General features: G+C 68.0%; 22 protein-coding genes. 14 read left to right on the top strand and 8 right to left on the bottom strand.

Annotation, left to right across the window (positions count from 1 at the left end; translation table 11 throughout):
• Window positions 1-15 precede the first annotated feature (15 nt).
• The 9 genes from LGM56_RS21040 (at window position 16) to LGM56_RS21000 (ending at window position 8,139) form a co-directional block, all read left to right on the top strand.
• The gene (locus LGM56_RS21040; protein WP_226206687.1) at window positions 16-1,743 is read left to right on the top strand and encodes a GspE/PulE family protein; all 1,728 of its coding nucleotides are present in this window, start codon (window positions 16-18) and stop codon (window positions 1,741-1,743) included.
• Complete coding sequence (locus LGM56_RS21035) at window positions 1,724-2,590, top strand: hypothetical protein (protein WP_226206686.1); 867 nt, start codon at window positions 1,724-1,726, stop codon at window positions 2,588-2,590. Before LGM56_RS21040 ends, LGM56_RS21035 begins: the two co-directional genes overlap by 20 nt.
• A complete protein-coding gene (locus tag LGM56_RS21030; protein WP_089494439.1) occupies window positions 2,587-3,117 on the top strand; it encodes a hypothetical protein in 531 nt (176 codons plus the stop codon). The genes LGM56_RS21035 and LGM56_RS21030 overlap by 4 nt, the downstream gene beginning before the upstream one ends.
• Window positions 3,114-3,680 (top strand): hypothetical protein, encoded by a 567-nt coding sequence (locus LGM56_RS21025; RefSeq protein ID WP_226206685.1) that lies wholly within the window; start codon window positions 3,114-3,116, stop codon window positions 3,678-3,680. The genes LGM56_RS21030 and LGM56_RS21025 overlap by 4 nt, the downstream gene beginning before the upstream one ends.
• Complete coding sequence (locus LGM56_RS21020; protein WP_226206684.1) at window positions 3,677-4,276, top strand: hypothetical protein; 600 nt, start codon at window positions 3,677-3,679, stop codon at window positions 4,274-4,276. Before LGM56_RS21025 ends, LGM56_RS21020 begins: the two co-directional genes overlap by 4 nt.
• Before the next feature lie 174 nt (window positions 4,277-4,450).
• Window positions 4,451-6,571 (top strand): secretin N-terminal domain-containing protein, encoded by a 2,121-nt coding sequence (locus LGM56_RS21015; protein WP_413226791.1) that lies wholly within the window; start codon window positions 4,451-4,453, stop codon window positions 6,569-6,571.
• A gap of 3 nt (window positions 6,572-6,574) precedes the next feature.
• Window positions 6,575-7,117, top strand: coding sequence for a type II secretion system protein (locus tag LGM56_RS21010; protein WP_226206682.1), 543 nt, complete (start codon window positions 6,575-6,577; stop codon window positions 7,115-7,117).
• Window positions 7,118-7,126: 9 nt separating this feature from the next.
• Complete coding sequence (locus LGM56_RS21005; RefSeq protein ID WP_226206681.1) at window positions 7,127-7,537, top strand: type II secretion system protein; 411 nt, start codon at window positions 7,127-7,129, stop codon at window positions 7,535-7,537.
• Window positions 7,538-7,611: 74 nt separating this feature from the next.
• Window positions 7,612-8,139, top strand: coding sequence for a type II secretion system protein (locus LGM56_RS21000; protein ID WP_226206680.1), 528 nt, complete (start codon window positions 7,612-7,614; stop codon window positions 8,137-8,139).
• Between the two features lie 132 nt (window positions 8,140-8,271).
• Here LGM56_RS21000 and LGM56_RS20995 read toward each other — a convergent pair whose 3' ends face one another.
• The 3 genes from LGM56_RS20995 to LGM56_RS20985 all read right to left on the bottom strand — a co-directional run bounded on the left by LGM56_RS20995 (window position 8,272) and on the right by LGM56_RS20985 (window position 12,220).
• Window positions 8,272-10,236 carry a PhoX family protein gene (locus LGM56_RS20995; protein WP_089494446.1) on the bottom strand — a complete coding sequence of 655 codons (1,965 nt, stop codon included), beginning with the start codon at window positions 10,234-10,236 and terminating at the stop codon, window positions 8,272-8,274.
• 190 nt (window positions 10,237-10,426) lie between these two features.
• Entirely contained in the window at window positions 10,427-11,620 is a 1,194-nt protein-coding gene (locus LGM56_RS20990) for an ammonium transporter (RefSeq protein ID WP_069256214.1), read from the bottom strand.
• A gap of 264 nt (window positions 11,621-11,884) precedes the next feature.
• Window positions 11,885-12,220: a hypothetical protein gene (locus LGM56_RS20985; protein ID WP_089494447.1), complete on the bottom strand. Its 336-nt coding sequence runs from the start codon at window positions 12,218-12,220 to the stop codon at window positions 11,885-11,887.
• Between the two features lie 193 nt (window positions 12,221-12,413).
• On the opposite strand from LGM56_RS20985, the gene LGM56_RS20980 reads away from it, so the two are divergent.
• The 4 genes from LGM56_RS20980 (at window position 12,414) to LGM56_RS20965 (ending at window position 14,882) form a co-directional block, all read left to right on the top strand.
• Window positions 12,414-12,842, top strand: coding sequence for a hypothetical protein (locus LGM56_RS20980; protein WP_089494448.1), 429 nt, complete (start codon window positions 12,414-12,416; stop codon window positions 12,840-12,842).
• Between the two features lie 90 nt (window positions 12,843-12,932).
• Window positions 12,933-13,388, top strand: coding sequence for an Rrf2 family transcriptional regulator (locus tag LGM56_RS20975; protein ID WP_089439623.1), 456 nt, complete (start codon window positions 12,933-12,935; stop codon window positions 13,386-13,388).
• A 129-nt stretch (window positions 13,389-13,517) separates the two neighbouring features.
• Window positions 13,518-14,159 (top strand): NAD(P)-dependent oxidoreductase, encoded by a 642-nt coding sequence (locus LGM56_RS20970; RefSeq protein ID WP_226206679.1) that lies wholly within the window; start codon window positions 13,518-13,520, stop codon window positions 14,157-14,159.
• 252 nt (window positions 14,160-14,411) lie between these two features.
• Complete coding sequence (locus LGM56_RS20965; protein ID WP_069247564.1) at window positions 14,412-14,882, top strand: Lrp/AsnC family transcriptional regulator; 471 nt, start codon at window positions 14,412-14,414, stop codon at window positions 14,880-14,882.
• 55 nt (window positions 14,883-14,937) lie between these two features.
• On the opposite strand, the gene LGM56_RS20960 is transcribed toward LGM56_RS20965, so the two are convergent.
• Genes LGM56_RS20960 through LGM56_RS20950 form a run of 3 tightly spaced genes read right to left on the bottom strand, consistent with a single transcriptional unit; the run spans window position 14,938 to window position 18,440 of the window.
• Window positions 14,938-15,711, bottom strand: a complete 774-nt coding sequence (locus LGM56_RS20960; RefSeq protein WP_226206678.1) for an ABC transporter ATP-binding protein — start codon at window positions 15,709-15,711, stop codon at window positions 14,938-14,940.
• Window positions 15,712-15,715: 4 nt separating this feature from the next.
• A complete protein-coding gene (locus tag LGM56_RS20955; protein WP_089494452.1) occupies window positions 15,716-17,407 on the bottom strand; it encodes an ABC transporter permease in 1,692 nt (563 codons plus the stop codon).
• Entirely contained in the window at window positions 17,397-18,440 is a 1,044-nt protein-coding gene (locus LGM56_RS20950; RefSeq protein WP_089424913.1) for a Fe(3+) ABC transporter substrate-binding protein, read from the bottom strand. The genes LGM56_RS20955 and LGM56_RS20950 overlap by 11 nt, the downstream gene beginning before the upstream one ends.
• A gap of 243 nt (window positions 18,441-18,683) precedes the next feature.
• Here LGM56_RS20950 and LGM56_RS20945 point away from each other — a divergent pair, with 243 nt between their 5' ends.
• Window positions 18,684-18,845: a hypothetical protein gene (locus tag LGM56_RS20945; protein ID WP_006476417.1), complete on the top strand. Its 162-nt coding sequence runs from the start codon at window positions 18,684-18,686 to the stop codon at window positions 18,843-18,845.
• A 147-nt stretch (window positions 18,846-18,992) separates the two neighbouring features.
• On the opposite strand, the gene LGM56_RS20940 is transcribed toward LGM56_RS20945, so the two are convergent.
• Window positions 18,993-20,360 (bottom strand): amino acid permease, encoded by a 1,368-nt coding sequence (locus LGM56_RS20940; RefSeq protein ID WP_089494455.1) that lies wholly within the window; start codon window positions 20,358-20,360, stop codon window positions 18,993-18,995.
• A 293-nt stretch (window positions 20,361-20,653) separates the two neighbouring features.
• Window positions 20,654-22,945, bottom strand: a complete 2,292-nt coding sequence (locus LGM56_RS20935) for an FUSC family protein (protein WP_089494456.1) — start codon at window positions 22,943-22,945, stop codon at window positions 20,654-20,656.
• Window positions 22,946-23,043 lie beyond the last annotated feature (98 nt).

Genomic DNA, 23,043 nt, shown 5'->3' with positions numbered 1-23,043 from the left:
GTCCCGGAGATTCGCATGGACACCGTCATTTCTCCCGTCGATCCCGATCCCGACGCGGATGCCGGCCAGCACGACCTGCGCGACTTGCTTCGCACGCTCGGCGAACGCCACGGGTCCGGTATTCGCGCGCTCGAGGCATTGACCGCGCACACGGCGCTCGGCGCGGACGAAATACGCGAGCGGCTCGCCGCGCAGTTCAGGATGAAACCGATCGGCATACGCGAGCTGAACCGTCTGGAGCCGGATTTCGAGCGGGTGCCGTTCGTCGAGGCGATGGCGCGTCTCTGCGTGTGCCTGCGCGATCCCGACAGCGGCGCGCTGCTGTTCGCGATCGCCGATCCGCTCGATGCCCGCACGCGCGGCTGGGTCGAACACCGGATGCGCGCGCACCCGACGCTGCCGTACCGATGGGCGCTCGCGAGCGCGGGCGACCTGGGCGCTTATCTTGCGGTGCGCGAGAAGGACATCCGCGCGATGGATTCGCTCGCGTTCGACGACCCGATCCAGTGCGCGCCCGATCCGGCGTCGCTCGCGTTGACGCTGCAGGGCATCAGCAGCGACGACAGCCCGGTGGTGCGCCTGCTCAATTCGACGATCTACGATGCGCTCAAGATGCTGGCGAGCGACATCCACCTCGAATGCAGGGCGGCCGGCTTGATGATCAAGTGCCGCGTCGACGGCGTGCTCACGGTGGTGGGGCGGGTGGAGGGCCGCGACGTCGCGGATCAGGTGCTGTCGCGCGTGAAGGTGATTTCCGAACTCGACATCGCGGAGCGCCGCATCCCGCAGGACGGGCGCTTCAAGGCGATGTACGCGGGACGCGAAATCGATTTTCGCGTGTCGATCATGCCGAATCAGTTCGGCGAGGATGCCGTGTTGCGGATTCTCGACCGCTATCAGCTCTCCCAGGCGTCGGGCGGCCTGACGCTCGAGGCGCTGGGGTTCCAGCCGGCCGACACGCGCTTCATGCGGTCGGTCGCGTCGATGCCGTACGGCATGCTGCTCGTCACGGGGCCGACCGGCAGCGGCAAGACCACGACGCTTTACGCGATCCTCACCGAAATCAACAACGGGCTCGAGAAGATCGTGACGATCGAGGATCCGGTCGAGTACCAGCTAGGCGAGATCCTGCAGATTCCGGTCAACGAGGCGAAGGGCCTGACGTTCGCGCGCGGCTTGCGCTCGATCCTGCGGCACGACCCGGACAAGATCATGGTCGGCGAGATCCGCGATCCCGAAACTGCGCAGATCGCCGTGCAGGCCGCGTTGACCGGCCACCAGGTGTTCACCACCGTGCACGCGAACAACGTGTTCGACGTGATCGGCCGGTTCACGAACATGGAGGTCGATCCGTACAGCTTCGTATCGGCGCTGAACGGCGTCATCGCGCAGCGGCTGCTGCGCCAGTGCTGCACGGACTGTCTCGACGAGGATACGGTGGACGCGGATGCGCTCGCCCGTTCGGGCATCGACCCGGATACGGCCGGCAGCTACCTGTTTCGACGCGGCACCGGGTGCGCGATGTGCCGCGGCAGCGGCTATCGCGGCCGGCGGGCGATCGCGGAGGCGCTGCGCATGAACGACGAACTGCGGCAACTGCTGTCCGAGCGCGCGCCGCTCGGGCACATCAAGGCCGCGGCGCTGCGCTACGGGATGACGACGTTGCGGGCGGCGGCGCTCGACCTGGTCCGGCGCGGCGAAACGACGCTCGAGGAGATCAATCGTGTCACCATGGTCGAATGATCGTCTTGCCGTCGGTGTCGGGACGCGCGAGATCGCCGTCGGCATCCGCACGCGCGCACTGTGGCGGCCGGACCGGCGCGGGTTCGTCGCCGATCCGCTCAGCGTCGCCATTCCCGATGCGCAGTTCGGCAGCGAGGCGGGGATGCTCGATGCGCTGCGCGCCGCGCTGGCCGCGACGCACGATGCCGATGCCGGCGCGAAGCGGGCGCCGGTGCGCGGCGCGCATGTCGTGCTCGACGATTTCTGGTGTTGTCATGCGATCCTGCGCGGAGACTTTCGCGCGCTGCACGCACGCGAGCTGGAGGAAATCGCGCTCGCGCATTTCTCCGACACGTACGGCGTCGCCGCGGAGTCGCTGGTTGCGCGCTTCGACGTGCGGCGCGGTGGCAGGGTGCTCTTTGCCAGCGCGCTGCCGCGTACGCTGTACGACGGCATCCTCGGTGCCGGTGCGTCCGGCGACGTGCCGATCCGCGGCCTGCGCGCGGCCCTTCCTGAGACGCTCGGCCGGTTCGTGGTGAAGCCGGACGGCGATGCGATGCTGCTCGTCGTCGACGAGGCGCTGCTGCAAGCGGTCATGATCGAGCACGGCGAGTGGGCCGCGTACGACACGCAGCGCCTCTTTCCGGGCGAGTCCGACGACGCGTCGCGGCTCGCCGAGCTCGCCGAGCAGCTGTTCGAGCGCTCGGCGATACGCACGGGCCTGAAGCTCGACGCCTGCAAGGTCTATCTGTCCGGCACCGACCTGGACGTTGCGCCGTTCGACGCGCGTTTCGCCGCGGTCGCGCTGCCGGGCCGCGCGGCGCACGACGGTTCGCCCGCGCGCCGATTGCTGGAGTACGCGCCATGATCCGCACGCTCGACATCGATTTTTGCCGGCGCCGCGCGCGCATCGGCGCCGGCGGAGTGATCCTCCTCGTTGTCGCCGCGTTGCTGTGGAGCGCGTGCGCCGTCCGGCTCTGGCACACGTACGCGGAAAACGATCGCATCAGGGAGAGCCTGACGGTCGTCCAGCATCGCCTGCTCGCGCAGCAACACGTCGCGAAGCCGCCGCCGACCGCGGCTGCCCGGCTTGCGGAAAAGCAGAGCCAGGCCGTGCTGCGCGAGCTGACCGTGCCGTGGCAGACGCTCTTCTCGATCGTCGAGGACTATCCGGGCCATGACGTCGCGCTCATCGGCATCGACCAGAACCCGGCGCAGGGCCAGATTCGCATCACGGCCGAAGCGAAGGACCCGGACGCGATGATCGCGTACCTGAAGTACTTGCAGACGAGCGTCGTGCTGCGCGAGGCGACGCTCAACGGTCATCTCGTCGAGGAGAACGTGGCGGGCAAGCCGGTGCGTTTCCAGATCACGGCCGTCTGGAGGAAATCATGAAAGCCGATCGTTTCGCGGACCGCCTGCTCACGCTTCGCTTCGAGTGGCGACGCGCCTTCGGTCTGCCGGGGCTCGCCGGGATGCTGATGCTCGGCGCGGCCGCCATCACGTACGCGGCGATCGCGGGCGTCGAGTCCGACACGCGCGCGATGCTTGCGCCGGCCAGTGTGGTGCGCGCCGCACCCGGCCATCGTCTCGCGGATGTGCGCGGCACGGCGGCGGACGCGACCCCGCTCGACGCGCTGCCCGCGCTCTTTCCGGCGTCTTCGCAAAGCGCGGAAGACATCGCGTCGATCTTCGAGCAGGCACGCGACAGCCATCTGACACTCGGGTCGGCCGAGTACCAGATGACGACCGAGTCGGGCGGGCGCTTCGCGCGCTATCAGGTGCTGCTGCCCGTGAAGGACCAGTACGGCGCGATCCGGCATTTTCTCGCGTCGGTGCTGAACCACGTGCCGAACGCGGCGCTGCAGGAGATCCACGTCGAGCGTCCGGCAGTGGGCAGCAGCATTCTCGACGCGCGGGTGCGTTTCGAGCTCGTCTACCGGAGCGCCCAGCCATGATCTCCGCCGCCATGAAGCCCGCTTCGCGCCATCGGTTCGCACTCGCGCTGGCTTGCCTCGTCGTCGCCGGTGCCGGATATCGCGTGCTGGTGGCGGCGATGCAGCAGCCGGCGCCGGCTGCTGCAAGCATCGTGGTGCGTCACGACGGGGTGCGGGCGGCGCCCGCGCCGGCCCGTGTGCGCGTCGCGCCGGCCTCTCATGCCGCGGCGCCCGCGCCCGCGTCGCATGCAGCGGCGGCGACCCCGCGCGAGCAGCTCGCCGCATTGCGTGCGCCCGTGTCCGTCGAAGCCGCACACGATCCATTCACGGCGTCGTCATGGCTGCCGCCGCCGCCCGTCGTGCCGCCGCCGCCCGAGACGCGTCCGGCGCCGCCGACCGCGCCGCCGGTGCCGTTCGTCTATCTCGGCCAGCAGGATGCCAAGTCGGCGAAGCCGCAGGTGTTCCTCGGCAACGGAGACCAGTTGCTGATTGTTTCGCCGGGTGACGTGATCGGCGGCCAGTATCGGGTGGAGTCGGTGTCCGCGTCGAACGTGGTGCTCACCTATCTGCCGCTGAACCAGGTCCAGACGGTGCTCATTCCAGTGGAAGGAAAGTAAATGAAAACCCTACGTACACGGGATGCGCGCCGCGATGGGGACGACGGCCGGTCGACATGTCTTGGCTCCGCCCCCCGGGCCGCTGCGCGATCGGTGCCGCCGGCCGGCCGGTGCGCGACGAAACGCGCGCTGGCGATCGCCGTGGCGCTGCTCGCATGCGGCGGATGTGCGCATGTGCCGAACCTTCACGACGATCCGACCAATGCACAGGTGAAGATCGACGCAATGCACGACCGCAAGGAGGCCGTCGACGATCTGCTCGACAACGCGGACGCGTTTCGCCAGAAGAACGAGTTCGACGACGCGGCACGCTCCGTCTACATGGCGATGCAACTCGATCCGACCAGCGAGCGCGCGCGCCGGATCGGCACGATGATCGACCAGGACCGCAAGCATCTGGCGATTCTGCAGGAAGCGGACCGCATGATGAAGCGGGGTTCGTACGCGCAGGCGGCCGAGCGCGTGCATCGCGTGCTGGTCGAGGATCCGGCCAATGCGATGGCGGCAAGGATGCAGGCGGAGCTCACCGAGAAGCGCCGCCAGCAACACGCGGAGCGCGACGACAAGCTCGCGGCGTCGTCGATCATGCGCACGCCGGTGTCGCTGCAGTTCCGCGACGCGAACGTGCGGATGGTGTTCGAGGCCTTGTCGCGGACATCCGGGCTGAACGTCATTTTCGATCGCGACGTGCGCGCCGATCTGAAGACGACGATCTTCGTGCAGAACGCGTCGCTGCAGGACACGGTCGACATGATCCTGTTGCAGAACCAGCTCGACAAGAAGCAGATGAACGCGAACACGCTGTTCATCTACCCGGCGACGCCGGCCAAGGAGCTCGAGTACCAGGAGCTCAAGGTGCGGACGTTCCAGTTGTCGAACGTCGACGCGAAACAGGTGCAGTCGCTGCTGAAGAGCCTGTTGAAGGTGAAGGAAGCGGTGATCGACGAGCGCGCGAACACGGTGACGATCCGCGGCACCCCCGACATGATCAAGGTCGCCGAGGAGATGATCGCCGCCCAGGACTTGCCGGAGCCGGAAGTGATGCTCGAGGTCGAGGTACTGGAGGTGTCGCATGACCGGATGTCGCAGCTGGGCATCAACTGGCCCAGCTCGTTTACGGTGTCGACGCCGAGCTCGGCCGATACCTGGGGCGTGCTGCACCATCTGCCGATCAATGCGCTGAACGTCAGCAGCCTGTCGGCCACCGCGGACTTCAAGCTGACCGATACCGACGCGAATCTGCTCGCGAGCCCGCGCATCCGCGCGCGCAACAAGGAGAAGGCGCGCATCATGATCGGCGACAAGGTCCCGGTGATCTCGAGCTCGAGCACGCCGAGCACCAGCGGCCCGTCGTTTACGCAGATGATCCAGTACCTCGACGTGGGCATCAAGCTCGAGGTCGAGCCGCAGGTCTATCGCGACGGCGACGTCGGCATCAAGCTGAATCTCGAGGTCAGCAACATCACCAACACGATCTCGAGCGGCAACTCGCAGGGGCTGAGCTCGCTCGCCTACCAGATCGGTACGCGCAGTGCGGCGACCAGCCTGCGGCTGCGGGACGGCGAAACGCAGATCATGGGCGGCCTGATCTCGGACGAGGATCGCCGCAACGCGAACAAGGTGCCGGGTCTCGGGCAGTTGCCGGTGCTCGGCCGCCTGTTCTCCGATCACGGCGGCGATCACAAGAAGACCGAGATCGTACTGCAGATCACGCCGCATATCGTCCGGCCGCAAGTGGCGGCGGATGCGGACACCCAGGAGGTATGGTCGGGCACCGACGTCAACGTGCACGCCGATCAGCTGCGACTCGATCCGGTTGCGCTGAACGCGGAGGCGCAGAACGCGGAGGCGCCCGCCGCGCCGACGGCGAAGGTCGTTCCGGGCAGCGTGGGAGGCGGGACGTCGGGCGGCAGGGCGCCGACCCCGTTGGAGGCTGCCGCGATCCGCGCGCAGCCGTCGCCCGAGAGCGGCGCGTTCGGACAGATGCCGGCCGCACCGCGTACGACGCCGCCCCCCGAACCTTACGGCGGGCGGTTCTCGAGGCCGCAACCGGCGTTGCCTGCACCGGCCGGCGGGGGCGGCGGGGCAGCTGCGGCGGAGCCGCCGCCCGCGGGCAACGAAGTCGCGCCGGCGCCGGGCACCACGGTGACGCCGGTTGCGTCGCCCGCGCCGGCCGAGCAGCCTGCCGCGGCCGCCAATGCACCCGCCGCCGCACCGGCGGCCCCGCCTCCGACGCTGCAGATGCCGGCGGGCGACATTCCGAGCGAAAACCCGCTTCGCCCGGTCGGGAAGTGAGCCGTGGCCGCGCGCAATGCAGCGACTTGCGTCGGCCGCGGCAGCCGCATCGGCCTGCGCGGCTTCACGTTGATCGAGATGGTCATCACGCTCGCGCTCGTGGCGATCCTCGCGCTCGCGGTCATGCCGTTCTCCGAACTGCTCGTGCAGCGGCAGAAGGAACAGGCGTTGAGTGCCGCGTTGCGCGAGATCCGCACCGCGCTCGATGCGTACAAGGAGGCGAGCGACGCGGGGAAGATCGACAAGGAAGCCGAATCGTCCGGCTATCCGCCGTCGCTGACCGTGCTCGTGACGGGCGTGAAAAACGCCCGCGACCCGAAGGGCGGCCTGGTGATGTTCCTGCGCCGCGTGCCGCGCGATCCGTTCTTCACCGGAGACCCCGATACGCCGGACGAGGACACCTGGGACGTGCGTGCGTACGGCACGCCGCCGGAGCCGGCGGCGGACGGGCCTCCAGGGGGCTTCGAGCCCGGCAAGGACGTGTTCGACGTGACGTCGAAATCGGCGCGTATCGGCATCAACGGCATTCCGTACAAACAGTGGTGACCGGCCATCATGAAACTCGCTCGCATCCGCAGGATCCGCGGCTTTACGCTGATCGAAATCGTGGTCGTGATGGCGCTCATCGGACTGCTTCTGACGTTGGCCGTGCCGCGCTACATGCACAGCATCGAGCATGGCAAGGAGCAGGTGAGGCTGCAGAACCTCGCGGTGATGCGCAATGCGATCGACCAGTATTACGGCGACAACGGGCAGTATCCCGAGACGCTCGACGAGCTGGTCGCGAAGCACTATTTGCGGGCGGTGCCGGTCGATCCGGTCAACGGCGACGACAAATGGGCGACGCTTGCCTCGCCGGACGAGAACAAGCCCGGCGTGTACGACGTCGGGCCCGCGAGCGGCGCGCAGGGCGTGCTGCCGGGCGTCGCGGCAACGGCTGCGCCTGTGGCGGGGGCAGCGAAATGAAGCGGGCCGGGCGCCGCGTCGCGCGCGCGCCGCAGGCCCGCCGCCGGCGGCAGCGCGGGCTCGTGCTGCTTGCCTTGCTGATCGCGCTGATGCTGATGTCGATCGCCCTGGCCGGCGCGCTGGATGTCTGGTCGCTGCAGCGGCGCCGCGAGCAGGAGCGGCAACTGCTGTTCGTCGGCGACCAGTACCGGAAGGCCATCGTCGGCTATTACCGGCTCGCGCGCGCGTACCCGCAGACGGTCGACGATCTGCTGGAAGACACCCGCTTCGCGAAGCCCATGCACCACCTGCGCCGCGCGTATCCGGATCCGGTCAGCGGCAAGAACGACTGGTCCTTCTTGTGGCGGGGCGAGCGCTTCTACGGCGTGTTCAGCAGCTCGGACGGCGCGACGATCAAGCGCACGGGGTTTCCGGATCGGTACATGGATTTCGAAGGAGCCGAGACCTATCGGCAATGGAAGTTCCTGTACCTCGCGCCCGGGCTGTCCGCGCCGCCCGCCGACGCGCCGGCGATTGCCCCGGCGATGCCGGCCAGTGCGCCGAGCCTGTCCGGTTTTCCGGGGGGCACGCTGCCGGGACAGGGCCTGGCCGGCCGGCATTGACGCGCTCGCCGCACAAAAAAAAGCGCGACGCCCGCAACGGGCATCGCGCATCAAACGGCGTGGAGCGCCGACGAATGAACGGTGATGAAGAACGGGGCCCACCAGGGGGGCGGACCTCCTCGCGTGACCCGTTCAGGCCTTCGCGAGCTGGATGCTGGTCTGCTCGGCCGTCAGGTAGCCGACGCTGGCGCCGAAGCGGTCCTTGAAATTCGTGCGCACGAGCGGATCGAGCGTCGGCTTGACCTTGTCGTGCAGCGGCGATTCCCAGTCGCCGGCGTGCTGGAAGTTGCTCATGATGTAGGTCCAGCCGTTGATCTCGTCGACCGCGTGCAGGCCCGTCGATTCGGCGCCGGCCGGGCACGACAGCACGCGCACGAGCGACTTCGTGTCGACGTTGTAGGCCCACAGGAAGTTGTTCACGTGCATGCCCGAGTCTTCGCCGATGAAGAGCGTGCGCAGCTTTTCGGAGAACTTCAGGTTGTCCGGGTTCGCGATCTTGTCCGGGTTCGCGAGGTTGCCGAGCCCGTCGGCCGCGGCGAGATCCTCGCCGACGAGCGCGGCCGGCGCGCCCATGTCGACCGGCACCCATTCGCTGTCGATCGCGCTGCCGGTCGTGTCGCGCTGGCTGCCCTTCAAGTTCAGCGCATAGACGGCGCCCGCGGCGATCTTCTTGTCGACCGCGACGTCGCGCGATACCGCGTTGCCCTTGACCATCGACGTCTCGATCCGCGACATCGCCGTGTAGACGATCTTGTCCTTCGCGTTCACGGTCGTGCCTTCGAGCTTCGTGAAGCCCATGCTGCCGCCGAGCAGCGCCGCGTAGCGGTGCGTCTCGAGGAACGCGGCCGCCTTTTCCATCCCCGGCTTCACGCGCATCCAGTTGAACTTGCCGCCGAAGTGGATCTTCGTGTAGCTCGCATCGTTCGGGTCGGTGGTCGTCAGGTCCATGATGTCCGACGCCTTCAGCGTGTTCGCGAGCGCCTCGATCTCGCCGCTGGTTGCGTGGCCGATCCTGATCCACGTGAGCGTCGCGGTGCCCGCGCCGGCGGACGACGTCTGCGTCCACTTCGCGACGTACAGCGTGCCGGCGGACAGGTCGGCCGCCTTGTCGGCGACGAACATGAACAGGCCGCCGTTGGTGGCGTCGTCACCCATCATCACGGTGCGCTGGTCCGGCATCACCTGGATCAGCTCGTGCGAGATGCGGCCAAGGCAGTAGTGCTTCTTCACGGTGCCCGTGCCGTCCGGATTCACGGTGATCTCGGGCAGGTGGCCGTAGTGGTAGGGGTTCGCCTTCGTCTCGTCGCCGAACGTGTTCTTACTGAACGCCTTGAACTGCGCGTCGGTCGCGACCTTCGTCGCGTCCGGCTCGTACTCCTCGCTCGACAGGTGCGTGCCCCACGGCGACAGGCTCGCGCCGCACGTGATCCACAGGCCGTGCGCCTTCGACGTGTCGACGTTGTGGTACTTGACGACCTTCAGCGCGCCGTTGGCCGGATCCTGATCGAGCGTGATCACCGCGATCGGCGACGGCAGCTGGCCGTATTGCGAAGCGCTGGCCTGGTCGCGCGTCGTGTATTCGAACTGCACGACGGCGAACACCGTGTTGCCCTTCACGCCGGGCACGTTCGCGTTCTTCAGCGTCAGCAGCGAGCTGCCGTCCGGGCAGTCGGAATAGAACTGGCGCTCCTTGCCGGCCACCGAGCGATCGATGATCGGCTGGTTGTTGATGTCGTAGTAGCCGCCCGCGAGCGTCGTGCCGCCCTTGCCGTCCGGCACCAGGTCGCCCGTCACGAAGAACGGCCGGTACGCCAGCTTGAAGTTGCGTGCCGAGCCGTCCGAGAACGACACCGACAGCGTCGAGCCGACCGTTGTCGTGGCCATCGCGGCCGCATTGTCGAGCGTCGGGGCGGCCATCGCCGAGAACGTCGCCGACGTGTACGCGGCGGCGACCGGGGCCGGCGTCGACGCGGGATTGTCGTCGCCGCCGCAACCCGTCAGCAGGGCCGGCAGCGCGAGGCCGGAAAGGGGAAGCATCGGCGCGCCGGCGAGGATCTTCAGGGCCTGACGACGGGCAGCATTGGGCAACGCGGGCATGTGGAGTCCAGTTTCGGTTGTTGGAAGAATGGCCTTCGCGAAGCAGGCGGTCGGCAAGCTCGGCGAAGGCAAATTGAAAACTGGACGGAAGTGTAGGGACGCTAGATGAAAGTTTTTTGAATTGAAAACGTAATGATGTGTCGGGCGGCCGTCAGGTGAACGGACGGCCGCCGGGCGCAAGCGTTTGCGCTCAATCGCGTTCGGGCGTTGCCGAGATGCGGTGGATCGACAGGTCCGCGCCGTCGAACTCGGCTTCGCGGTCGAGGCGCAGCCCGACGGTCGCTTTCAGCGCGCCGTAGACGAGCGTGCCGCCGGCGGTCGCGATCGCGATGCCGCCGAGCGTGCCGACGAGTTGCGACAGGAACGACACGCCGCCGAGACCGCCGAGCGCGGGCAGGCCGAACACGCCGGCCGCGAGGCCGCCGAGCGCGCCGCACATGCCGTGCAGCGGCCACACGCCGAGCACGTCGTCGATGCGCCATTTGTTCTGCACGCAGGTGAACATCGCGACGAACAGCGCACCGGCCGCGGCGCCCGTGACGAGCGCGCCGATCGGGTGCATCACGTCGGAGCCCGCGCACACCGCGACGAGGCCCGCGAGCGGCCCGTTGTACGTGAAGCCCGGGTCGTTGCGGCCGGCCATCCACGCGGCGAGCGTGCCGCCGACCATCGCCATCAGCGAGTTCACGGCGACGAGGCCGCTGATCTTGTCGAGCGTCTGCGCGCTCATCACGTTGAAGCCGAACCAGCCGACCGCGAGCACCCACGCGCCGAGCGCGAGGAACGGGATGTTCGACGGCGGGTGCGCGGCGATCCGGCCGTCCTTCGCATAACGGCCGTGGCGCGCGCCGAGCAGCAGCACGGCGGGCAGCGCGACCCAGCCGCCGAACGCGTGCACGACGACGGAGCCCGCGAAATCATGGAACGGCGCACCGAACGCGTGCGTGAGCCAGGCCTGCACGCCGAAACGCTCGTTCCAGGCGATCCCTTCGAAGAACGGATAGATGAAGCCGACGATGATCAGCGTCGCGACGAGCTGCGGATTGAACTTCGCGCGCTCGGCGATGCCGCCGGACACGATCGCGGGGATTGCCGCCGCGAAGGTCAGCAGGAAGAAGAAGCGCACGAGCGCATAGCCGCTGTGCTGCGACAGCGTGCCGATGTCGTCGAAGAACTCGACGCCGTACGCGATCGTGTAGCCGATGAAGAAATACGCGAGCGTCGACACCGAGAAGTCGACCAGGATCTTCACGAGCGCGTTGACCTGGTTCTTCTTGCGGACCGTGCCGAGTTCGAGAAATGCGAAGCCCGCGTGCATCGCGAGCACCATGACGGCGCCGATCAACAGGAACAGTGTGTCGACGCCGGATTTCAGACCATCCATGCCGTGGCTTCCTTGCGCAAAAAACGGGCAAGGAATGCAAGTATCGAGCCAACTTGGTGAACGGCTGCGTGGAGTTGGTGCTTCAATGCCGTGGGTTGCGGCAATCCGGTGAATCGTGCACGGGAAGGGGGCGTGGCCGGTGCGGGGGTGACGTGATGCCGGATGCACGCGTGTGGTGCGACGTGTGCGGAACTGGTGCGCGAGATATGTCGATTGGCGCGGCGTGGTGCGTGATGGTGCGTTGCCGCGCACCGTTGCGGCGCGTCAGTGGCGCGGGAACAGCGGCGGCGGCCGGCGCAGCCGCAGGGCGCACGCCGACCAGTAGGCGGCGACGGTCGTCAGCCCGAGCGCGGCAAACGCGAGTGCCGCGAAGCCCGCCAGCGACTGACCGTCGGCGGTGGGGCCGAGGATGCCTTCCGCGACGATCAGCGCGGCCGTCCAGAAGCCGATCACGGCCTGCGTGAGCAGGCGCGCGGACGCGACGCGGCGCGGGCGCCCGGATTCGGCCAGGCGGCGCGCCGACGGCGGGCGCAGGCACAGGAACAGGGTGGCGGCGAGCACGGCGGCCAGGGCGATGAGCCAGTCGACGAGGAAATCCATGAGAAAAAGGGGGCGTGTCCCAAGCGGATTGAAGCGTGCCCACTTTAGTGTCCTCGCGTGTGCGATTGAATCAGACGAGTCCGAAATTGAAAGCCATTTTTAATCACGGTGCGTGATTGGCCCTGTTCCACAGGCGGTATCATCGACGTCGGTCCAACCACGAGGCCGCGCGACGCGCGGCCGGAGATTGCTGATGAACATGAAGACATCGCGGGCGCGTCGCGTGCCCGGGTCCGTACTGGCGGCCGTGGCCGCGGGTGCGCTGTTGTTGCTTGCGGGCTGCGAGAAGTCCGGCGCGCCGGTCACGCAACCCGATACGGCCGCGAGTGCGGCCGCCGATGCCGCGAACAATGCGGCCAAGGCGCTCGACCAGGTCGCGAGCACCGTCAACCAGCAGCTCAACGCCGCGAAGGCCGGCATCGCGTCCGCGGCGTCGGCCGTGCCGCCGCTGTCCGCGAGCGGCCTCGCCTCCGCCGCGCAGGCACAGATCGACGCGGCCGCGTCCGCGGTCGTCGCGCATGCGGCTTCCGAAGCCGGCGCGAAAATCGCCGAAGCCGGCAAGAAGCTCCAGCAGTGGAGCCAGCAGAACGCGCCGGGCGCCAAGCCCGCGAGCGGAGAGTGACGCGGGCTTGCATGATCCGCTAAATGTAATTATGATGGTTACATATGTCGCCGGCTGCGGGATGGGCCGGCGTCGTCAAGTGAGTCAGGAATGAATACCAGCAGCCGGTTCGCGTTTGCCGTCCACGTGCTTGCCTTGCTGTCGATGCAGGAGGGCGTGCCGTTGTCGTCCGACATCATCGCGGGCAGCGTGAACACGAATCCGGCGCTGATCCGCCGGTTGCTGTCGATGCTGGCGGCCGCGGGGCTGACCACGTCGCAACTGGGCGCGGGCGGCGGTGCGCTGCTGGCGCGCGAGCCCGGCGCGATCACGCTGCTCGACGTGTATCGCGCGGTCGACGATGCGCAACTGTTCGCGCTGCACCGTGAGGCGCCGAATCCCGCGTGTCTCGTCGGGCGGCACATCCAGGGCGCGCTGGTCGACTACATCGGCGACGCGCAGCGGGCGATGGAAGCGTCGCTGGGCACGCGCACGCTGGCTGACGTGACGGCCGACGTGCTGGAGCTGGAGCAGCGCACGCAGCAGGCGACACGCGCCGGCGGGTGAGCGGCGGCAGGGCAGGAGGCCGGGCGGCGCGAGAGGCGCGGCGACCGGCGCGACGGGGGCTTTGCCCCGTTTTTTTCGGTCTTATATGTAATTAACTACGTTACATATTTTTCTTACTGGAGAATCGATATGACGCAACGTACCTTGAATATCGCGCTGTTCGGCGCCACCGGCACGATCGGCTCGCGCATTGCCGCTGAAGCTGCGCGACGCGGCCATCGCGTGACCGCGCTGTCGCGCAATCCGGGTGCAGCCGGCGACGGCATCACCGCGAAGGCGGCCGACCTGTTCGACGCGGCCAGCATTGCGGCCGCGCTGCCGGGCCATGACGTCGTCGCGAGCGCGTACGGCCCGAAACAGGATGATGCGGCGAAGGTCGTCGCGGCTGCGAAGGCGCTGGTTGCCGGCACGCGCCAGGCGGGGCTGAAGCGGCTCGTCGTGGTGGGCGGCGCCGGTTCGCTCGAAGTTGCGCCGGGCAAGCAGCTCGTCGACAGCGAAGGTTTCCCGGAAGCGTACAAGGCGGTCGCACTCGCGCACCGCGATGCACTCGACTACCTGAAGACGGTCGGCGATCTCGACTGGACGTTCTTCGCACCGGCCGCGCTGATCGCCCCGGGCGAGCGCACGGGTACGTTCCGCACGGGCGTCGGCAAGTTGATCGCGGACGCACAAGGCAACAGCAAGATCTCGGCGGAAGACTACGCGGTCGCGTTCGTCGACGCGCTCGAGCAAGGCAGCTTCGTGCACGAGGTCGCGACGGTCGCGTATTGAGCGGTGCGCTGACGCTGGCCGGCGGCGCGTGAGCGCCGGCTTGGCCGCACTGTGCAGGAACGCCAGGCGATTCCCCCTTCACGGGCGGCGTCGCCTGTTTCATTTGGCGCATGCGGTGTGGCGGCGATTCGCCCGCTGCGCGCGCATACCGGATCGGTATTTATACCGGTCGACGCGGCGAAGCCGTTTTCATATCGTTCCCCGTTGTGCAGGATGCATAGAATAAATTTCTATCTACGAGGGACTGGAGAAATGGACGCCATCGATCGCAAGCTGCTGGAGCTGTTGCAGGCGGACGCCACGCTACCGATCGCGGAACTGGCGCAGCGCGTGAACCTGTCGCAGACGCCGTGCTGGAAGCGCGTGCAGCGGCTCAAGGAAACCGGCGCGATTCGCGCGCAGGTTGCGCTGTGCGATCCGCGCAAGCTCGGGGTCGGCACGACCGTGTTCGTCGCGATCCGCACGAACCAGCACACCGAGGAATGGGCGCAGCGTTTCACGCAGGCCGTGCGCGACATGCCGGAAGTGGTCGAGGTGTACCGGATGAGCGGCGAGACCGATTACCTGCTGCGTGTCGTGGTAACCGGCATCGACGATTACGACCGCGTCTACAAGCAGCTGATTCGCGCGGTGCCGCTGTTCGACGTCAGCTCGTCGTTTGCGATGGAGCAGATCAAGTATTCGACCGCGCTGCCCGTGCGCGATCTTGCCGAGCCGGCCTGACCCGGCAATGAAACGCGTCGTTGAAACGACGCAGGTGCGCAGCGTGCTCGCGAGTTCAGCGGCCGCGCGCTAGGGCGCGCGCGCGTTCGTCGGCCAGCGCGTCGCGGCGCACGAAATCCGCGACGAACGGGCTGGCCGGATGGTGATGCAGCGCGTACGGCGTATCCCATTGCGCGAGCTGGCCGTCCTTCATCACGCCGATCCGGTCGGCGATCGCGAACGCCTCGGCCTGGTTGTGCGTGACGAGGATCGCGGTATGGCCCGTGCGTTTCAGGATGTCGCGCAGCTCGAACGCGAGCCGCTCGCGGGTATCGACGTCGAGGTTCGAGAACGGCTCGTCGAGGAGCAGTAGCTCCGGCGACGGTGCGAGCGCACGCGCGAGTGCGACGCGCTGCTGCTGGCCGCCCGACAGCTCGTGCGGATACGCGCCGCCGGCATCGGCGAGGCCGACGAGTTCGAGCATTTCCGCGACACGCACGCGCCGTTCGGCCTTCGGCATGCGCCGTAGGCCGAACGCGACGTTGTCCGCCGCGCTCAGGTGCGGGAACAGCGCGTAATCCTGGAACATCATGCCGATGCGCCGCCGCTCGGGCGGCACGTCGAGCGATGGCGCCGCGATGGGCACGCCGTCCAGCATGATGCGTCCCATGCGCACCGGCTCGAAGCCGGCGATCGCGCGCAGCACGGTGGTCTTGCCGCAGCCGGACGCGCCGAGCAGGCAGCCGATGTCGCCGCGCGGCAGCGCGAGGCTCAGCCCGTCGACGACGGTGCGGCGGCCGTGCGGCGTGTCGTAGGCGAGGCAGAGGTCATCGAGTTCGAGCAGATTCACGGTGTCAGGCTCCGATCTTGTGGCGGGTGCGGGCGAGCAGGATCACGGGCACGAGCCCGGCCAGCACGATCGCGAGCGCGGCGACCGCGCCTTCCTCGTAGGTGCCGCGCGCGGCTTCCGCATACAGCCAGGTCGCGAGCGTGTCGAAGTTCAGCGGACGCAGCAGCAGCGTCGCCGGCAATTCCTTCATCGCGTCGACGAACACCAGCAGCGCGCTCGTCGTGAGCGCGGGCCGCAGCAGCGGCAGGTGCACGCGGCGCAGCGTGCCGCCGGCCGTCTCGCCGAGCGAGCGCGCCGCCTGTTCGAGCGACGGCGGAATGCGCGCGAGGCCGGCCTCGATGCTGCCGGCCGGGATCGCGAGAAAGCGCACGGTATAGGCGATCACGAGCGCGGCCGACGAGCCCATCAGCAGCAGCCCGTCGCGGCCGAGCGCCGCGCCGAACAGCCGGTCGGCCGCCGCGAACGGGATCAGCAGGCCGATCGCGAGCACGGTGCCGGGCACCGCATAGCCGAGGCTCGCGATTCGCGCGCACACGCGGGCCGGGCCCGCGCGGGCGCTGTCGCGTTGCGCGCGCGCGGCCCATGCGACGACGAGCCCGCACGCGAGCGTCGCGACGGTGGCGGCGGTGGCGATCGTCAGCGTGTTCGCGAGCCCGGTCATCAACTGTGCGGATACGCCGCCGACCAGATGCAGCCGCTTGGCCGTCTCGACCGCGAGGTACGCAGCCGGTGCGCCGAAACCGAGCAGCACGGGCAGCCAGCCGATCACGGCGGCGCCCAATGCGGCCGTGCCCGTCAGGCGGCGCGGCGCGATCGGCCGCATGCGCCGGCCATGCGCGTAGCGCTGGCGGCGGCGCCCGTAGCGTTCGAGGACGATCATGCCGACGACGATCGCGAGCATCGCGAGTGCGATCTGCGCGGCACCGGCGAGGTCGGAGCGCGTGATCCACGTCGTGTAGACGGATACGGTGAGCGTTTGCACACCGAGGAATTCCGACGCGCCGATGTCGTTCAGCGTTTCGAGCAGCGCGAGGCTCACGCCCACCGCGATCGCGGGCCGCGCGAGCGGCACGACGACGCGCCAGAACGTGGCGATGCGTCCCGCGCCGAGCGTGCGCGCGGCTTCGAGCAGGCTCGCGGACTGCGTGACGAACATCGCGCGCGTGCTCAGGTAAACATACGGATACAGCACGAAGCCGAGCACGAAGATCGCGCCGGGCAGCGAGCGCAGGTCGGGCAGGCGGAACTGGCGCGGGCTGTCGAAGCCGAGCAGCCAGCGGACCGCGCCCTGCACCGGGCCGATCGGGTGCAGCAGGTCGAGATAGGCGAACGCGACGATGTAGGTGGGAACCGCGAGCGGCAGCAGCAGCGCCCACGTCAGCATCCGGCGGCCGGGAAAGTCGTATGCGGTGACGAGCCACGCGCAGCCGGTGCCGACGATCGACACGATCGCGCCGACGCCCGCGAGCAGCAGCAGCGTATTGACGAGCGCCTGCGGCAGCACGAATTCGGCGAGATGGCGCCAGTGCGCGAGATCGGCGTCGAACGCGGCGGCCACGAGCACCGCGAGCGGCGCCGCCACAGCCGCGGCGATCGCCAGCGCCGCGAGCAGCCACAGGCTGCCCGCGCGCGGCAGCACGCGCGGCCGGCAGGGCGGGCGGCGCCCACCGCCGGCGGGGGTTGCGTCAGTTGTCAAAACCGACCTTGTCGACCAACTGGCTCGCCTGCTTGCGATGCTTCGCGATGTCCGCCAGCGGCAGCGGGTCGATCTTCAGCGTGCCGAAGCTGGCGATCACCGGGTCGAGCTTCACGTTCGCGCGCACCGGGTATTCGTAGTTCGCCTGCGCATACAGCGCCTGCGCTTCCGGCGACACGAGGTACTCGAGCAGTTTCACCGCGTTGGCCTTGTGCGGCGCATGCTTCGCGACCGTCGCGCCGCTGATGTTCACGTGCGTGCCGCCGCTCTTCGCGTTCGCGAACGTCGGCCGCACGACCTTGATCGCGTCGCCCCACTTGCGCGCATCGCTGCCGGGCTCCGCATTCTTCATGTGGCCGACGTAGTAAGCGTTCGCGAGGCCGACGTCACAGATGCCGCCGAGGATGTCGCGCGCGACGTCGCGGTCGCCGCCCGTCGCCTTGCGCGCGAGGTTCGCCTTCACGCCGCGCAGCCACTTCTCGGTCGCCGCTTCGCCGTCGTGCGCGATCATCGCCGCGACGAGCGCCGTGTTGTACGGGTGCTGGCCCGAGCGGATGCAGACCTTGCCCTTCCATTTCGGATCGGCGAGATCCTCGTAGCGGAACGCATCGACCTTCAGGTCCTTCTCGACGTACAGCACGCGGTCGCGCAGCGACAGCGCGTACCAGTCGCCGTTCGCGCCGCGCAGGTTCGCGGGAATCGCGTCGTCGAGCGCCTTCGAGCGCACCGGCTGCGTGAGCCCGCCGTCGACGAGGTCGAGCAGGTTGCCGACGTCGACCGTCATCAGCACGTCGGCCGGCGACTGCGCGCCTTCCGCCTTCACGCGCTCGAGCAGGCCGTCCTTCACGAACACGGTGTTGACCTTGACGCCGCTCTGCTTCGTGAAGGCATCGATGAGCGGCTGGATCAGCTTCGGTTCGCGGGTGGTGTACAGGCTCACTTCCTCGGCCGCGTGGGCCAGCGGCGCGAATGCGGCGGCGGCAAGGGCGAGGGCGCCGGCAAGCGGCAGCAGGCGGGTGCGCGGATTCGACATGAAGACTCCGGAAGGGGCAGATGGACGATGGGAGCGTTCCGGGGCGCGCCTGCCGCCCGAGCGACCCGAAACATTACAAAATGAAAGACTAGAGATTCTAGATCGAAATGGGAACGATTATCAAATGAAAGCTTGCGGCGGGCGGGCGGAGGGCGGGGAAGGGGATCGGAAACGGCGCGTCGCAGCGGGCGCGCAAGCGCGTAGAATGCCCGCTTCGATGAATTTGACGGAGTCGCCCCGACCATGAACGATCAGCGCAAGAAGAACCCTGTCCGCAACGTGAGCATCCTGATCGTCGTGGCCGTGCTGCTCGTGATCGGGACGATCCTGTACAACGCGATTTCGCAGAAGCACGCGTACGACGAGGCCCATCCGGCCGAGGCCGCGAGCGCGGCGTCGCACTGACGTGCCGATGCGCGGCCCGCCGGGCCGCGCACGCAGGTGCAGGCGAAGGGGATGAATCCCCGGCTGTTGGCGCGCGGGATGCCGTGCGGAGCCGGGAGAGAAGCGGGCGCCGGAACCGGCGCGCCGCGTAGGCAGGTCAGTCGTGCGTCAACGTGACGCAGGGGCGAACTTCGGGCGGATCCGTGCGTAGAACACGGCCGCGAGCAGCGCGAGCCAGGCCGCGCCGACATACAGCGCGACGCGCGTGTCCTCGAACCAGCCGAGCATCACGATCACGAAGCCCATGAACGCGATCGTCAGTGCCGGCGCGACCGGCCACAACGGCACCTTGAACTTCAGCGCCGCGACTTCGGCGCTCGACAGCCGGCGGCGCATCGCGACCTGCGACAGCAGGATCATCAGCCACACCCACACGGTGGCGAACGTCGCGATCGCGGCGACCATCAGGAACACGTCCTTCGGCATCAGGTAGTTGAGCAGCACGCCGACGAGCAGCGCGACCGCCATCACGAGCACCGTGACCCACGGCACACCGTGCCGCGACGTCGTCATCAGCACGGCCGGCGCCTGGCCCTGGCGCGCCATCCCGAACATCATCCGGCCCGCGCCGAAGATGTCGCTGTTGATCGCGGAGATCGCCGCGCTGATCACCACCAGGTTGAGGATGGTTGCAGCCGACTTCACGCCGAGCGCCGAGAAGATCTGCACGAACGGGCTGCCGTCGTTGCCGACACCCGTCCACGGGCTGATCGACATCAGCACGACCATCGTCAGCACGTAGAACAGCAGGATGCGCGCGGGCACCGCGTTGATCGCGCGCGGAATCACGCGCTCCGGATCCTTCGCCTCGCCGGCGCTCATCCCGATCACCTCGATCCCGCCGTACGCGAAGATCACGACCGACAGCGACGCGATCAGCCCGCCGACGCCGTTCGGCAGGAAGCCGCCATGGTTCCACAGGTTCGCGAACGTCGGCACGTCGGCCGAATGGCCGAAGTGCATGCCGGTCAGCAGGATCGCGACGCCGCCGCCGATCATCGCGATGATCGCGCCGACCTTGATGATCGACAGCCAGAACTCGAGCTCGCCGAACACCTTCACGTGGCACAGGTTCAGCCCGCAGATGATCGCGACCACGCCGAGCACCCAGATCCATTGCGGGACATCCGGAAACCAGAAGCCCATGTAGATGCCGAACGCGGTGATGTCGGCGATCGCGACGATCACCATTTCGAGCGTGTAGGTCCAGCCGGTGACGAATCCGGCGAACGGGCCGAGGTTCTCGGTCGCGTAGTGGCCGAACGAGCCGGCGACGGGCTCGCGCACGGCCATCTCGCCGAGCGCGCGCATCACCATGTAGACGGCCGCGCCGCCCAGGATGTACGCCAGGATCACGGCGGGGCCCGCGAGCTGGATCGCGGACGCCGAACCGTAGAACAGGCCCGTGCCGATCGCCGAACCCAGCGCGAGAAAGCGGATGTGCCGCGCGCTCAGGTGGCGCTGCAAGTTTTTCATCGTGTCTCCGATATCGTTATGCGACGGGCCGGGCGAGCGGGGCCGGTCCGATTGGCTCAAGTTGTATAGACAACTTAAATGTGAACAAATGATAACAAGCCGGGCCGGGTGACCGGAATCGGGTATTCCCTGACTGGCGCGACGGGCGCAATGCGGGGCGGGGCGGTCGTACCTCGAGGGCGCGGGCCGCGTGGGACGGGCGGGTCATCATGCTTTGGGGATCGCTGAATCGGGGAGCGCCGGGGCCGAGCCGCGGCATGCGCGGGCCGGCCACCGGCGGGGTAAAGCCGTAGTCAGGCAGGCAGGCGGATCACGCTCGCATCCTTGCGGATCAGCAGCGACGACGCGAGCATCTGCTTGCACTGGTGCGCGAGCACCTTCAGGTCGTGCGTGAGCTCGGCCCCCACCGCATCGGATTGCTCCGCGGACACGACCATCGCGTCGAGGTCGCGCGTGATCTGCTTCGACGCGTCGAGCTGGTCGGCGGGCGGCGGCTCGCCCGCCTCGGCCTTCTCGAGATTGTCGAGCACCGCGGCGAGGCCGCGATGCAGCGCGTCGTCGTGGAGGATGCTGCCGTCGGCCGCGCAGGCCGTGCGGATCAGCGGCGCGGCGGCCGTGATCTGCGCGCCGAGCACGTGCGTCTGCACGAGCAGGTCGTTCAGTTCGGGCACGAAGCGCTGGTGCGCCTTCGGCTCGATCATCATCCGCTGGAACGCCTGCCCGAGATTCGCGAACGCGATGTGCACGTCCTTGCGCGCGAGGCGGTAGCGGTAGTCGTCGTCGAGGGCCGTGGCCGGCGTCTCGATGGCCGCGGCGACGACCGGCACGACGGCCGCGCCGTCGGCGGTCGGCACCGGCGGCGGCGACATGCCGCGCCCGGCGCGCCACACGGCTTCGAAATACTTGCGGGTGGCGGTGAGCATGTCGGCGACCTGCTTGCCCATCAGCCGGTATTCCCAGTACGGGAACAGCCGGCTCGCGGCGATCGCGATCATGCAGCCGACCACGGTGTCGATCGCGCGCTCGCCGATGATCCGCATGCTGCCCGGCGCGAGCAGGTGGAACATCAGCAGCACGTACGACGACGTGAACACGACGCTCGCCGCGTAGTTGAACAGCAGCAGGCTGTAGCTCATCACCATCGACCCGAACATGATCGCGATCAGCAGGTGCGTATCCTTGACCGTGTAGATCAGCGCGACGCTCGCCGCGCAGCCGATCAGCGTACCGACGATACGCGCCGCGTTGCGCTGCTTGGTGAGCGAATAGCCGGGCTTCAGGATGATGATGGTGGTCATCACGATCCAGTACGCGTTCGTGAGCGGCAGCAGCCGGCCGAGCCAGAACCCGACCGCCACCGCGATCGTCACGCGCAGCGCGTGGCGGAAGCTCGGCGAGCGCATGTTCAGGTTCGAGAAGATCAGGAGCGGCGACATCCGGCGGCGCTGCAGGAAGCGCGTGAGCGCCTTGTCGATCTTCAGTTCGGTTTGCTGCGGATCGGCGTGGCCCGACAGGTTGCGGCGCATCCGGTCGATCAGGCGCGTCGCGCTCCAGATGCGCCGGAACGTGGCCAGCACGGCCGCATACGCTTCCGCATTGGTGGCCGGGAAGTTCTTCTTGCGCATCAGCTCGATCTCGTACTCGATCGCGCGCAGCTCGGCCTTCACGCTGATCCGCGAATGCGGTGCGCGGTTCTCGAGCACCGCGAGGCCGATTTCCTCGAGATCGGCAGCCGCCTTGCGGATCAGGTCGCGGTAGAAAATGATCAGATCGGAGCCGCCGAACGTGTTGCGCACCAGCGGGTAGTCGGTGTGCGCGCCGACGAACAGCTCGTGCAGGTCGACGCTGTTGATGAACAGGTTGTACATCGTCGTGCGGCCGGGGTCGAGCTTGCCGCGGCGCAGCTTCGGCAGGTTGCGCAGCACGATGTCGCGCGCGGTTTCCTGCGTTTCGACCGCCGTGATCTGCTTGGCGACGAGATTGCGGTAGCACTCGTCGAGATCGGCGTCGAGATCGTAGAACTGCGCGCGCGCGAGCAGGTAGTCGGCGCACGCGAACAGGCTCTCGGCCAACGCCTGCTGCTCGATCCGGCGCGCCTGCCATTGCGACACGAGCGTGGCCCAGTACGTGTACCAGAGGCCGCCCGCGAGAATCCAGCCGGCGTTGATGAACGCCTGCAGCGGCGTGAACTTCTCCTCGAGCGTCATCACCATCATGAACAGCGTCGCGAAGCTGATCTGCGGCCAGCGGTTGCCGTAGACGACGATCAGCGACAGCACGAAGGTGAGCGGCACGATGGTGAGCCACAGCACGAAGATGTTCGGTGTCGCAAGGCCGGTGGCGAGCGCGGCCAGAAAACCGATCACGCTGCAAGCGAGCATTTCGTTGTGCTTGTACTTGAGCGGGCCGGGCATGTCGACGACACAGGCGCCGAGCGCACCCGTCGAGATCGTGAAGCCGAGCTCCCGGTTGTGAAACACGATCAGGCACAGCACGGCCGGCAGCGAAACGCCGACCGCGATCCGCAGGCCGCCGAAAAAGTACTGGCTGTAGAAAAACTTTCTGATTTCGACCGAATAGCGCATCGATGGGCTGAATAGCAGACGAAGACGCCCGGGGGCGGCATCTTGACTGGCGACGAGTCTATCGTATTTCGCGATCCGTAAAACCTGGCCGTCCGGAC

Origin of the sequence: Burkholderia sp. AU38729, from assembly GCF_020419725.1 — a bacterium.
Classification (GTDB): domain Bacteria; phylum Pseudomonadota; class Gammaproteobacteria; order Burkholderiales; family Burkholderiaceae; genus Burkholderia.
This window is presented reverse-complemented; position numbering and strand designations above follow the sequence as displayed.